Genomic DNA, 12,777 nt, shown 5'->3' on the forward strand with positions numbered 1-12,777 from the left:
ATGGCCGCCTGGTTCGAGGGCTACCGCGCCTACGACGACGACACCCTCACGGCCCTGGCCAATGCAGGCCTGCTGCGCCGCGCCGCCAAGGACGTCGAGGCGGGCAAGGTGCAATGGGCAGAGCAGGGCACCGAGGGCGGCGTGGTCGAGGCCGATGGCCAGCGCGTGCAGCTCGACGCCCGGGGCCCGCAGAAGGCGCGGTGCGACTGCCCGGCTCCCGGCATCTGCAAGCACATCCTGGGCGCGGCGCTGTGGCTGCGCGCGCTGGATCCCGTTGCCGGCACCGCTGCGCCGGCGGCAACGCAAGCGACCGAGGCCCCGGCAGAACCAGGCCCGGCAACCACGGCCGACCCGCTGGCTGAAGTGAAAGCCCTGCAGGCCCCGGCCCTGTTCAAGCAGGCCGGCGTGGCCGCCGTGCGCCGCGCCGTGCAGGCGCTGCCCTGCGGCATCGAATGGCGCGTGCAGGGCGGCACGCTGGTGATGGAGCTGCCGGCGCTGAACGCCACCTGCCGCTACGTGGCAGGCGCGGGCTACGAGGGCATGGTGTCCGAAGTGCCGGCGCGCGAGCGCAAGGCCGTGCACCTGATCGCGCTGGCGGCCCTGCGCGAGGCGCTCGGCGAGCCGCTGGCGTGGCCCGAGGGCATGGCGCCCGCCGCGGCGGCAGAGCAGCCCACGGCCGCACTGGGCGAGCGCGAACGCGCCTTTCTCGCCCAGGTGGAGGCCATGCTGCACGAGCTGCTCACCGGCGGCCTGTCGCACGTGAGCGAGCAGGCCTCGGCACGGCTGCTGGCGCTCAACATGTCGGCGCGCGGTGAGGGCCTGCCCCGCCTGGCCGCGCTGCTGCGCAACCTGGGCGGCATGGTGGACGGCCTGGTGCGGCGCGACCACCGCATGCAGGAGCGCGACGCGCTGGCGCTGATGTCCAGCATCCAGGCGCTGTGCGATGCCCTGCGTGCCCCCGCTGAAGGCCCGGAGGCGGCAGAACGCACTGCCGCCCTGCGCGGCCGGCTGCGCCGCGCCTTCGACGAAACCACGGCCCTGGAACTGCTGCCCCTGGGCGCCCACTGGTGGCAGACCCTGGGCGGCGCGCGCGGCCTGACCCTGGCCTTCTGGGACCTGGCCGGCCAGCGGCTGCTGCAGGCCGTGCTGGCGCGCCCCGATGGCAGTGACACGGGCTTCACGCGCCACAGCGCCTGGAACATCCATGCCGTGTGGCCCGGCGTGGGCGCCGCGCAGTCCCTGTGCCAGGCCCCGCTGCGGCTGGAGCAGCCGCGCCTGGCCGAAGACGACCGGCTGGCCCTGGCCGGCACGGCGCGGGCGCAGGCCCTGGCACCCTGGCCCGTGGGCGATGCGCGCCTGGCCACGCTGGGCTGCGGCCGCTGGGCCGAGCTCGCGGCACAGCTCAGCGCGGCCACCGGCCTCTCGGGCGACGGCGCCGAGCTGGTGCTGTTGCGCCCCGCCGCCACGCGCGCACCGATCCTCGACGAGGCGCACCAGCAGCTGCTCTGGCCGGTGCAGGACGCCGACGGCCTGTGGCTGCACCTGACCGTGCCCGTGGGCGATGCCAGCATGCTGCGCGTGGACAACCTCGACCGGCTGGCCGCGCGCGGTGCCCCGGTGCACGCGGTGCTGGTGCGCGTGGAGCGCACCGGTACCAGCACGCTGCTGGTGCCGCTGTCGCTGCTCAGCAGCGATGCCAGGGGCCAGGTGCATGCCGTGTCGCTCGACTACGCGAACGAGGCCGCGCGCCCCACGCCGCTGGCCCAGCGCATCCTGCGCCTGGTGCAGTGGCGCAAGGAGCAGGCCACGCCGGCGGCCACCCAACCCACGCGCGCCCAGCGCCTGCTGGGCCCCGTGCTCGACGTGCTGGAGACCCAGGCCGCCACCGGGCGCATGCCGCTCACCGGGACGCAGTCGGAGCGCCTTGGTGCCGCGTTGCCGGGCATCGCCTCGGTAGGCCTGCACACCGTGGCATCGGCCCTGCGACACCACCTGAACGCACCGCAGCCCGCGGGCGCGCTGCGCCTGCAGCAGCTGTGCCAGCGCACGGTGGAACTCGACGGGCTGCCATCCATCGCTGCGTAGCGACTTGATGGCCTGGCCGTGCCCCCGCGCGGTGTTACAAGCCATTACCTTGAAAGCGGGCAAATTGCACGCGGGCGCGGCCTGGCGCCACGGTGGCGCCATGGCGCGCTGACAAAATGCGGGGCTCTATTCAGACCACAGGGGATCGTGCATGGGACTGCTGGACAAGATCGTGGGGGTGGTGACGGGCCGCTCGGACAATGATGGCAACGGACTGAGCACCGCGCAGAACAACCTGCTGCGCCAGGCCATGGAGCCGCTGGACAAGGCGGCGCCGGGCCTGGCAGACAAGGCCCTGGCCTTTGTGACCCAAGGCACCCACGAAGCCGTGCTGCTGGAGCTGCAGGCCCCCCATGCCCTCGAGCCGGGCCAGTTGCTCGGCGCGCCCGGCCGGCTGCGCTGGGGCTTCAACCTGTACAACGACAAACCCCTGGAGGCCGCGGGCAAGAAGAGCCTGGCCGGCCGCTCCGGGTTCTACGCCAGCATCCCGGCAGACAAGCCGCCGCTGGCCATGCTGGTGCGCCTGGGCAAGCTGCTGGCCGCGGCCGATGCCGGCAAGTCGCTGGAACACCCCGGCGCGCCCGTGCCCGACTGGCTGCAGTACCTGGTCAACGATGCGGTGCACGCCAGCTTCAAGGACGGCAACAGCAGCAAGCACGAGCTGGGCAAGGACCGTGCGGCCTGGACGGTCGATCTCATCGCGCAGTTGCTGGCCGAGGAGGGCCTGGACGAGACCCTGGCACTGCAGCTGGTGTTCGAGCGCAAGGGCCTGGACAGCTACTACCAGGACCGGCTGGACGGCCTGGTCAAGGCACCGGCCCTGGCCGCGTACATGCTGGCGCGCCCCGAGGCCGTGCAGGCCCTGCTGCAGCAACTCTCGGCCTCCGGCCGCGTACAGCTGGCTTCGCGCATCGGGCCCGACAAGGCGCTGCGCGCGGGCTTCGCACCGCTGCTGGTGGCCCTGGCGGCCGATGGCAGCAAGACCGTGCGCGCCGAGGCCGTTCCCCACCTCAAGGGGATCGACGAGGCCGAGCGACTGCGCCTGCTGGCCGCGCTGCTCAGCGATGGCGATACCAGCCAGCGCACCCAGGCGGCCGAACTGCTGGCACGCCTGCCCGCCGAGGCCACGCGCGGCCTGCTCGAGGCCGCGCTGGCCAGCGAGGCCAGCAAGCCCGTGCAGCAGGCCATCCGCGCGGCGCTCAACCGCATCGACGCCGCTGGCGGGGCCCAGGAGCAGGACCTGCCCGAGCCCCCGCCCTGGACCCCGTTCGCCGACAGCCCGCTGGGCGAGGATGCACTGGCCCTGCTGCTGGCCAACCGCACCGAGGTGATCGAGCGCGCGCGCCGCGCCGCCGAGGAAGAGGCCGAGGAAAACAAGACCCAGAAGCACAAGTACACCTGGCGCCAGAAAAGCTATGCCAACCTGGCCAAGCTCACCGAGGACGACGTGCGCCAGGCGCTGGCCCTGCTCAACGGCCAGCTCGAGAAGAAGCAGATGGAGAAACTGCGCAACAGCGAGGTGGCCCAGGTCGTCACGCATGGCAACCGCCTGTTTGCGCTGCCGTCCTTCGGCCCCTCGCACCTGGTCCGCTGGCTGGGCGTGTCGCGCTACAGCCGCAGCTTCTGGTTCGACGACGGCTTCCACAAATGGCTGGGCGGCCAGCCACACGGCAGCGTCGACCTGCGCGCCCTGGGCGACCTGCTGCAGCGCTCGGGAACCCCGCTGATCGAAGTGGCCCGCGCGGCCCTGTTCGACTACTGGAACACGCCCAGTGCCACCGACCTGCTGCCACCCGAGCGCGTGTGGCCGTTCTTCGCCGAACACCCCGAGTTCCTCGACCAGGCCCTGGGTCTGGCAGCGCAGCAGAACCAGGGTGACCGCTACGCGAGCACGCTGGAGCTCGGGCCGGCCTTGCGAACGCTGGCCACTTTTCCGACCATTCCCGCGCGCTGGCTGCCGCGCGTGATGGAGCTGGCCCTGGGCGAGGGCAAGACCCACCGCCCCATGGCGCAAAAAGCCTTGTCCACGCTGCCGGGCATCGGCCGGCAGGTGGTGGAGTCGCTCACCCACACCAAGAGCGAGGTGCGCATCGAGGCCGCCAACTGGCTGGCCGAGCTGAAATACACCGACGCCGTGCCCGCCCTCACCAAGGCGCTCGAAAAGGAAAGCCGCGAAACAGTGCGCGCCGCCTTCCTCACGGCGCTCGAAGGCCTGGGCGAGGACATCTCGCCGCGCCTGGCGCCCGCCATCCTGCTGGCCGAGGCGAAGAAGGGCCTGAAGGCCAAGCCCCCCGCAGGCCTGGCCTGGTTCGCGCTGGATACGCTGCCGGCGGCGCGCTGGGCCGGCAGCACGGCCGTGGAGCCCGAGATCCTGCGCTGGTGGGTGGTGCTGGCCTGCAAGCTCAAGGAGCCCGGCGGCAACGCCCTGCTCACGCGCTACATGGGCCTGCTCGATGCCGCCAGCCGCCAGGCCCTGGGCAGCAGTGTGCTGCGCCAGTTCATCGCGCACGACACGCGCCACCCGCCGCTGGAGGAGGGCATTGCCTACGCCCAGGCCCATGCGCCGCAGCGCTACCAGTCCTACCAGAAGGGCTGGCAGAACGCCAAGCCCGAGTACCGCCAGTACTACGAGGCCGACTACGCCAAGTCCGAGGACCAGGTGTTCGAGGAGTGCAAGCGCGAGAAGATGTCCGAATACCTGGGCAGCGCCATCGGCGAGAAGGGCATCCTGGCCCTGGCCGCCTTTGCGCCGGGCCACGAGATCGTGACCTTGCTGCAGCAGTACATGCGCGACCACTACCAGCGCCGCTCGCAGATCGAGGCCATGCTCGAAGGCGTGGCGCCAGGCAACGACCCGGTGGTGATCCAGCTGATGCTGGGCCTGTCGCGCCGCTACCGCACGGCCTCGGTGCAGACCAAGGCCCGCGCCCTGGTGCAGGAGATCGCCGACCGCAACGGCTGGACCCAGGATCAGCTGGCCGACCGCACCATCCCCACGGCCGGCCTGGACGACAGCGGCACGCTGGCGCTGCCCTATGGCGAGCGCATCTTCACCATGGTGCTCGACGCGGCCATGAAGCCCGAGCTGCGCAACCCGGAGGGCAAGGCCATCAAGACCCTGCCCGAGCCGCGCCAGAACGACGATCCGGCCCAGACCAAGGAGACCAAGGCGCTGCTCTCCACGAGCAAGAAGGAGCTCAAGCAGGTCATCGACCTGCAGACCGCGCGCCTGTTCGAAGCCATGTGCACCGGCCGCCAGTGGCCCGTGGCCGAATGGCGCGAGTACCTGCACCGCCACCCCGTGGCCGGCCGGCTGGTGCAGCGCCTGGTGTGGCTGGAGGTGGACGCCGAAGGCGCCGCACTGCAGAGCTTTCGCCCCACCGAGGACGGCAGCCTGATCAACACCGAGGACGACGAGGTGGAGCTCGGCGACGGCGCCCAGGTGCGCCTGGCCCATGCCTCGCTGGTCGATGCGGCCACGGCCAGCGCGTGGACGAAGCACTTCAAGGACTACAAGCTCGCCCCCCTGTTCCCGCAGATGTCGCGCCAGTCGCCCACCCTGGCCTTCACCGACGACAAGGGCCTGGCCGTCACGGAGATCCGGGACCGCCAGGGCTGGGTCAGCGACAGCTTCACCCTGCGCGGCGCCTTCACCAAGCTCGGCTACCAGCGCGCGCAGGCCGAGGACGGCGGCTTCTTCTACGAATACACCAAGGACTTCTCCAGCGTGGGCGTGCGCGTGTCCATCGAGTTCTCGGGCAACACCCTGCCCGAGGAGAACGTGGCCGCGGCCTTGAAAACCCTGTCCTTCGAGGACAGCCGCTCGCGCAGCTGGAGCGAGAGCACGCTGCCCCTGGCCAGCGTGCCCCCGGTGCTTCTGGCGGAAGCCTATGCCGACTACCTGGCCATCGCGAACGCCTGCACGGGTTTCGATGCGGACTGGGAAAAGAAGATGCCCTGGTAGCACAGGTTGACGGCGCCCGTGCGCCCGCGTTACAACCTCAGCCGATGATGATCCACGGTGCGCTGCCTTGCCTGAAGCCAGGTGGCCGCGGCGTGCAAACACGACAAAGCAGGCGGAGGGAATGCGAATGGGATGGCAGGACATGGCAGGCGATGCGGCGGCCGGCGGCACCGGAATCACCAACGGCCCCCCGGGAACGGATGGCCTGACGCAGGCGCAGCACGGGCTGCTGCGCGAAACCATGGAGCCGCTGGAGATGGCGCGGGCGGGCCTGTCGGACAGGGCGCTTGCCTTCATCACGCAAGGTACCCACGAATCCGTGCTGCAGGAGCTGCAGGCCCTGCAGGCACCGCTTGCGGCCGGCCAGTTGCTGGGGCAACCAGGCCGGCTGTATGCGACCTTCGACGCCGGGGGCGACCCTGCCATGGCGGCGGCTGCGGACAGGAGCCTGGTCCCCCGGGCCGCGTTCTATGCCAGCCTGCCGGACGGCACCACCGCGCTCGCACCGCTGGTGCGCCTGGGCAAGGTCCTTGCGGCCGCCGACCGGGGCCTGTCGCTGCTGCGCCCGGGAGCCCCCGTCCCCGACTGGCTGCAGTACCTGGTCAACGACGCGGTGTTCGCAACCATCCAGTGGCGGTACCCCGAAGTGCGTGGCCTGGCGAAGGACCGCGCGGCATGGACCGTCGAGCTGGTGGCACGCCTGCTGGCCCATGAGGGAATGGACGAGGACCTGGCGCTGCAGCTGGTGTTCGAATGCAAAGCCCTCGAAAGCTACCAGCAGGCGTCGCTGGCCGGACTCGTCCAGTCGCCCGCCGTGGCGGGCGTCCTGCTCGCCCGGCCCGAGTCGGCGCGCACGCTCCCGCGCAAGCTCTCGGCCTCCGGGCGCGTGCAGCTCGCGGCGCGCATCGGCAAGGATGCCCAGTTGCGAACGGGCCTGGCCCACGTCCTGATGGCACTGGCTGCCGACAGCGCCAAGGCTGTGCGCGAGGCGGCGGCGCCCCATCTCGCAGGCATGTCCGAAGCCGAGCACCTGGATGTGTTGCGCTCGCTCCTGCAACACGGTGACACCAAGCAGCGTGGCCAGGCCATCGAACTGCTGGGGCGGCTCTCGGCGCAGGTCTCGCGCGGCATTCTCGCCACGGCCCTGGAGCGGGAAACCAGCAAGCCCCTGCAGCAGGCCCTGCGCGATGCGCTGGCGCGGCTCGATGCGGCGCAGGATGCCCAGGAGATGACCCTGCCCGAGCCGCCCGCGTGGACACCGGTTCCCGACACGCTGCTGGGCGGCGATGCCCTGGCGTTGCTGCTGGCCAACCGCGCGCAGTGGATCGAAGACGCGCGCCTTCTGGCGCAGGAAGAGATCGACCAGAACGAGGGCCGCGTCCAGAAGGATTTCTGGTACCAGCAAGCGCTTGCGCGTGCGTCCAGGCTGAGCGAGGACGACATGCACATGGTCCTGGCGGTCTTCAACGGCCAGGCCAGCGCGCAGGACGCAGAGCGTTTGCGCAGCGGTGACGCAGCAAAGGCCCTGGCGCTGGGCCAGCGCATCCATGCCCTGCCCGCTTTCGGGCCACTTCATCTGTTGCGTTGGCGCGGTCCCTGCCCGCATGGGCGCAGTTTCTGGTATGACGAGGCTTTCCAGGACTGGCTCGCCCGCCAGCCGCAGGGCACGGTGGACCTGCGCGCACTGGCCGACGTGGCGCAACGGGCCGGCGTGCCCCTGGTCGAGGTGGCACGCAGTGCACTGATCTCCGACTGGAACCACAGCAGCGCCAGCGAGCTCCTGGCGCCCGGATGCGTGTGGCCGTTCTTCATGGAGCACCCCGGCTTCATCGACGAAGCCCTGGGACTGAGCCACCGGGCCAAGGACGGCGCCCCGTACAAGGAGCTGGAGCCCGGCCGCGCACTCAAGACCCTGGCCCTGTTCCCCTGCATCCCTGCGCGCTGGCTGCCGCGTGCGCTGGAGCTGGCCCTGGGTGATGCCAGGGCCCTTCGCTCCCAGGCGCAGGACGCACTCCGCGGTGCTCCCGGTATCGGCCGCGCCGTTGCCGGAGCGCTGGCGCATACCCAGCATGAAGTGCGCACCGAAGCCGCCGCCTGGCTGGCGCAATTGCAGTACGCCGAAGCCATTCCCGCGCTGCGCACCGCGCTGGACAAGGAAAGCCGCGAAACGGCGCGCGCTGCCTTCCTGAGCGCGCTGGAAGCGCTGGGGGAGGACATCTCGGCCTGGCTCTCTCCCTCCATCCTCCTGGCCGAGGCAAGAAAGGGCCTCAAGGCCAAGCCACCTGCCGGCCTGGCCTGGTTCGCCATGGACGCTCTGCCCGCCGCCCGGTGGGAACAGGGAACCCCGGTGGAGCCGGAAATCCTGCAGTGGTGGGTCACGCTGGCCTGCAAGCTCAAGGAACCAGCAGGCAACGCACTGCTGACCCACTATGCGGCCCGCCTGGATCTGCCCAGCCGCCAAGCGCTCGGCAGCTGCGTGCTGCACCAGTTCGTCGGCCACGACACGCGGCGCCCAACGCTCGCACAGGCCACTGCGCATGCGCAGGTCGAAGCGCCCTTGCGCCAGCAGCAATACGCGCGCGCCTACCACGGCGCGGCAGAGCAGAACCGTCCGTTTTACGAAGCCGACTACCGCAGAACCCTGGAGCAGCTGCTGGAGGAATGCAAGCGCGAGAAGCTTGCTGAATACCTGGGTACTGCGATCGGAGAAAAGGGCATGCTGGCCTGGGCAAGCCATGCACCCGGCCACGACATCGTGGACGTGCTGCGCCAGTACATGCGCGATTACCCGCAGCGCCGCGCTCAGATCGAAGCGCTGCTCGAAGCGGCGGCCGCCAGCGACGATCCCGCAGTGCTCCAGCTGCTGCTGGGTGTGTCACGCAGCCACCGCGCTGCATCGATCCAGGAAAAGGCACTCGCCCTGGTGCAGGAAATCGCCCGCCACCGCGGTTGGACACCTGACGAACTGGCCGACCGCACCATTCCCAGTGCCGGGCTCGATGACACCGGAAGCTTGGCACTTCCCTTGGGCGACCGGGTTTTCACCCTGTTGCTCGGCCCCGGCATGGCGCCCGAGCTGCGCAATCCCGATGGCAAGGTCGCCATGGCGCTGCCCGAACCACGCCAGGACGACGACCCGGGACAGGCCAAGGAGACCAGGGCATTGCTGTCCCAAAGCAGGAAGGCCTTGAAGGAGGTGGTCGAGCAACAGACCGCCCGCCTGTTCGAAGCCATGTGCACTGGCCGTTCGTGGCCCGTGGCCGGCTGGAGCGAATACCTGCACCGCCATCCTGTGGCCGGCCGTCTGGTCCAGCGCCTGGTATGGCTGAACATCGACAGCCAGGGTACGGTGCTCCAGAGCTTTCGGCCTGTGGAAGATGGCAGCCTGCTCGATGCCGAAGACCGGCAAGTGGACTTGGCCCGCGGCTCCCTGCTGCGCCTGGGCCATGCGGCACTGGTCGATGCCGCCACTGCAGACGCCTGGCTCCGGCATTTCGAGGACTACCGGGTCAGCCCGCTGTTTGCGCAGATGTCGCGACGCACCCCTGCGGTGGCCCTGGCCGATGCCACAGGCCAGGCCGTCCATGGGATTCGCGATCGCCTGGGCTGGACGAGCGACAGCCTCACGCTGCGCAATGCGTTCACCCGGCGTGGCTACCAGCGCGCACCGGCCGAAGAGGGTGGGCTGTTTACCGCATACACCAGGAATTTCGCGGGCGCCGGAGTACGGGTGGTCATCGACTTCTCCGGCAACTTGCTGCCCGAGAAGAACGTGCCCGCAGCGCTCAAGGGCCTTTGGTTCGAGAACACGCGCGCACGCGGGCGCAGCAACCCGGCCCTGCCCCTGGCCAGCGTGCCGCCCGTGCTGCTGGCCGAGGCCTACGCCGACTACCTGGCCGTGGCCCAGGCCTGCACCGGCTTCGACGCCGATTGGGAAAAGAAGATGCCTTGGTAGCCGGCATGCAGAGCACCTCAGGGGACTGTTCTGCGAAAAATCAAGCCGTAACTGTTTGAATCGAGCGACGAAACCGGAACGAATTCACGTTTTTTTGGTGAGGTCTCTCCATTCTCACAATTTGCGACATCTTGCCGGCGCAAGTCCCGCGATGATCCAGCCCTCGCACCGCAAAACAGCCCATGAGCTGGCGGGATTTTTAGTGAATGTGAATGATTGAGGGAGGTATTTTCATGCCGGGTTTTGTCCGAAAGATTCTGATTTTCATCACGGGCTATGCATGGCTCATCCTGCTGGCGGGCCCGGGCCTGGCCGGCCTGGCCATCTGGAGCAGCTGGAAGGCCGATGGCGACCACGCCTACACGGCGCGCGAACAGCTGCAGACAGTGGCCGGCAAGGTCACCGGTGCCAGCGAAGTGACGGTCAAGCGCAAGCGCCGCTCCACCAAGCAGTACTACGAGATCACCGTGGCACCCGATGCCGGCGGTGAAGCCCGCAAGCTGCGCATCGCGCACAGCACGCCCAAGGACATCGTGGGCGGCATCATCGACGAGAAGATCACCGCACTGTACGACAGCAGCGACAGCGACATCGTCTATGAAGTGGTGACCGGCGGCAAGGCCGTCATCAGCTACGAAGACACGCGCAAGCGCATGCAGGCCGAAGCCGCGTCGACGGCACAGTCCTTCAGCGGCGCCGGCATCTGGATCCTGGCCGTCCTCCTGACCCTGGTGGGCGCCGGTGGCGTCTGGTCCAACCGCAAGCTGCGCCGCGCCGACGAACTGGCCGCCGCCTGAACCAACAACAGAGAGAGAGGCAAGGAGCGGCCCACGAGGCCGCTCCTTGTGTGAGAAGTAGCAACCCAACCGAGGAGCATCCTTGTGAATACCAATGTCCTGACCCCTGAAGACCCGTCCGGCTCCCCCATGGAGCGGCGCGAGTTCATCGTCTCCACCTACAAGCACCTGGGCGCGGCCATCCTGGCCTTCGTCGTGCTGTCGACGGTGCTGATGGTGAGCGGCTTTTCCAGCACCACGGCCAAGATGCTCATGGCCAGCGGCAACAAGTTCATCTGGCTGGGCGTGATGGGCGCCTTCATGCTCGTGGGCTGGCTGGCCTCGTACCTGGCCGACAACGCCGAGAAGCCCCAGACCCAGCTCATGGGCCTCGGGATCTACGTGCTGGCCGAAGGCCTGATCTTCGCGCCGCTGTTCGGCATCGCCCAGATTGTGGCACCGGGCGCCATCGGCGCCGCAGGCTTCATCACGCTGCTGATGGTGGCGGCACTGACCTGGACGGCCTTCACCAGCAAGTCCGACTTCTCGTTCCTGGGCGGCATCCTCAAGGTGGGCGGCCTGGTGGCCCTGGGCACCATCGTGGCCGGCGCGATCTTCGGCTTCAAGCTCGGCATCTGGTTCTCCGGCATCATGGTGCTGTTCGCCGGTGCCTGCGTGCTGTATGACACCTCGCGCATCATCCACGACTACCCGACCGACCGCCCCGCCGGTGCTGCCCTGCACCTGTTCGCGTCGATCGCGCTGATGCTCTGGTACGTGCTGCGCATCCTGATCAGCCTGGCCTCCAGCGACGATTGAGCCGATGGCTGTGGCGGTGCCCCGCGAGGGGCATCCACCAGAAAGAAGAACACCGGGCCATGCCACAGCATGCCCGGTGTTTTTTTGGGGGGAGCAGGCAGCGGGTCAGTCCGCCACGTCCACCGTGACCTGGCCCAGCTCCCTGCTGCCCTGCACGCGTGCCGTGTTGGCCGTGCGGCCCCATTCGAAAGGCACGCGCAGCAGCTCGCGCTCGCCCTGCTCGCGCACCGCCTCCACCACCATCTGGTAGCGCCCTGGGGGCAATTGGGCCAGCGGCCCCTTGCCGCCGGCGAAGTGCAGGGCATGCGTGCCCACAGGCCGCGTGGCACCTGTAATGCCGTCCACGGGCAGGGCGAGCTGCTCGCCACCCATGCGCCACCAGGTGCGCAGGTTGCGCAGCCAGCCCTTGCCCAGGCCGTCCTTGAGGCGCGTGTCGTACCAGACGGCGAGGGTTGCCACCACCGCCTTCTCGTCGGCCTTTTCCACCCAGGCCGCCAGGTAGGGCCGGTAGTAGGAAGCGGTCTTGATCTCGGGCAGCGTGATCTGCAGCGTCAGCGATGCCGCAGCCGCCGGCCCTGCGGCCAGTGCCAGCGCGGCGGCTGCCAGGCAGCCGCGCGGTGCTCCAGCCCTGGCCTCAGTCGTCATTGGCGCGGGCCTGGGGCGGGCGCTGTGGGTCGTCCTTGGAGACGGTGCCATCGCCATTGGTGTCGAGGTTCTTGAAGGTCTTGTCGGCGATGGCCGCGTCCTCGGCCGCAGTGAATTTTCCGTCACGCGCGCGGTTGACGATGGCAAAGCGCACGTGGGCCTGCTTGATGCTGTTCTCGTAGGCCTTGTCGGGCTGCTTGCCTTCGTCGAAGTACTGGCGCTTGAGGCGGCCTTCGAATTCGGCCACGTACTCGGCTTCGCTCAGCACGCCGTCGCCATTGGTGTCTGCGGCGCGAAAGCGCTGCAGGCGCACAGCGTCGAACTCGGCGCGCGTGACCTGGCCGTCATGGTTGGTGTCGTAGCTGCCCAGGAAGGCCTGCAGGCCGTGGCCACCGGCCGGGCGGGCCGGCTGGCCCGGGGCTGCCGGGGCGCTGGCAGCGCTGCTTGCACAGGCCGACAGCAGGGCCGCTGCGGCGAGTGCTCCCAGCAGGGAGGAGGTCTTGGAAATCGTCATGGTCATGGCCTTTCGTTCG

7 protein-coding genes are annotated in these 12,777 nt (G+C 69.5%); 5 read left to right on the plus strand and 2 right to left on the minus strand.

Translation table 11 applies throughout. The annotated features are described in order from the left end of the window. The 5 genes from AC07PF_RS05695 to AC07PF_RS05715 all read left to right on the plus strand — a co-directional run bounded on the left by AC07PF_RS05695 (window position 1) and on the right by AC07PF_RS05715 (window position 11,599). A complete protein-coding gene (locus tag AC07PF_RS05695) occupies window positions 1-2,085 on the plus strand; it encodes a YehQ family protein (RefSeq protein ID WP_494611141.1) in 2,085 nt (694 codons plus the stop codon). Window positions 2,086-2,236: 151 nt separating this feature from the next. Then, window positions 2,237-6,049 carry a DUF4132 domain-containing protein gene (locus AC07PF_RS05700; protein ID WP_494611142.1) on the plus strand — a complete coding sequence of 1,271 codons (3,813 nt, stop codon included), beginning with the start codon at window positions 2,237-2,239 and terminating at the stop codon, window positions 6,047-6,049. A 121-nt stretch (window positions 6,050-6,170) separates the two neighbouring features. Next, window positions 6,171-10,004 (plus strand): DUF4132 domain-containing protein, encoded by a 3,834-nt coding sequence (locus AC07PF_RS05705; RefSeq protein WP_494611143.1) that lies wholly within the window; start codon window positions 6,171-6,173, stop codon window positions 10,002-10,004. Window positions 10,005-10,237: 233 nt separating this feature from the next. Then, a complete protein-coding gene (locus AC07PF_RS05710) occupies window positions 10,238-10,801 on the plus strand; it encodes a hypothetical protein (RefSeq protein ID WP_494611145.1) in 564 nt (187 codons plus the stop codon). Window positions 10,802-10,885: 84 nt separating this feature from the next. Further along, entirely contained in the window at window positions 10,886-11,599 is a 714-nt protein-coding gene (locus AC07PF_RS05715; protein ID WP_007859082.1) for a Bax inhibitor-1/YccA family protein, read from the plus strand. 105 nt (window positions 11,600-11,704) lie between these two features. Here the strand turns inward: AC07PF_RS05715 and AC07PF_RS05720 are convergent, their stop codons facing one another. Beyond that, window positions 11,705-12,244, minus strand: a complete 540-nt coding sequence (locus AC07PF_RS05720; protein ID WP_494611146.1) for a DUF2271 domain-containing protein — start codon at window positions 12,242-12,244, stop codon at window positions 11,705-11,707. Next, complete coding sequence (locus tag AC07PF_RS05725) at window positions 12,234-12,758, minus strand: EF-hand domain-containing protein (RefSeq protein ID WP_494611147.1); 525 nt, start codon at window positions 12,756-12,758, stop codon at window positions 12,234-12,236. The genes AC07PF_RS05720 and AC07PF_RS05725 overlap by 11 nt, the downstream gene beginning before the upstream one ends. Window positions 12,759-12,777: the final 19 nt, after the last annotated feature.

The sequence above is a fragment of the Acidovorax sp. GW821-FHT10A04 genome, assembly GCF_059415825.1.

What these genes read in the sequence shown, in the direction of transcription:
- AC07PF_RS05720 (WP_494611146.1), bottom strand. Translation starts at nt 12,244, where the DNA reads ATGACGACTGAGGCCAGGGCTGGAGCACCGCGCGGCTGCCTGGCAGCC.
- AC07PF_RS05695 (WP_494611141.1), top strand. Translation starts at nt 1, where the DNA reads ATGGCCGCCTGGTTCGAGGGCTACCGCGCCTACGACGACGACACCCTC.
- AC07PF_RS05700 (WP_494611142.1), top strand. Translation starts at nt 2,237, where the DNA reads ATGGGACTGCTGGACAAGATCGTGGGGGTGGTGACGGGCCGCTCGGAC.
- AC07PF_RS05710 (WP_494611145.1), top strand. Translation starts at nt 10,238, where the DNA reads ATGCCGGGTTTTGTCCGAAAGATTCTGATTTTCATCACGGGCTATGCA.
- AC07PF_RS05705 (WP_494611143.1), top strand. Translation starts at nt 6,171, where the DNA reads ATGCGAATGGGATGGCAGGACATGGCAGGCGATGCGGCGGCCGGCGGC.
- AC07PF_RS05725 (WP_494611147.1), bottom strand. Translation starts at nt 12,758, where the DNA reads ATGACGATTTCCAAGACCTCCTCCCTGCTGGGAGCACTCGCCGCAGCG.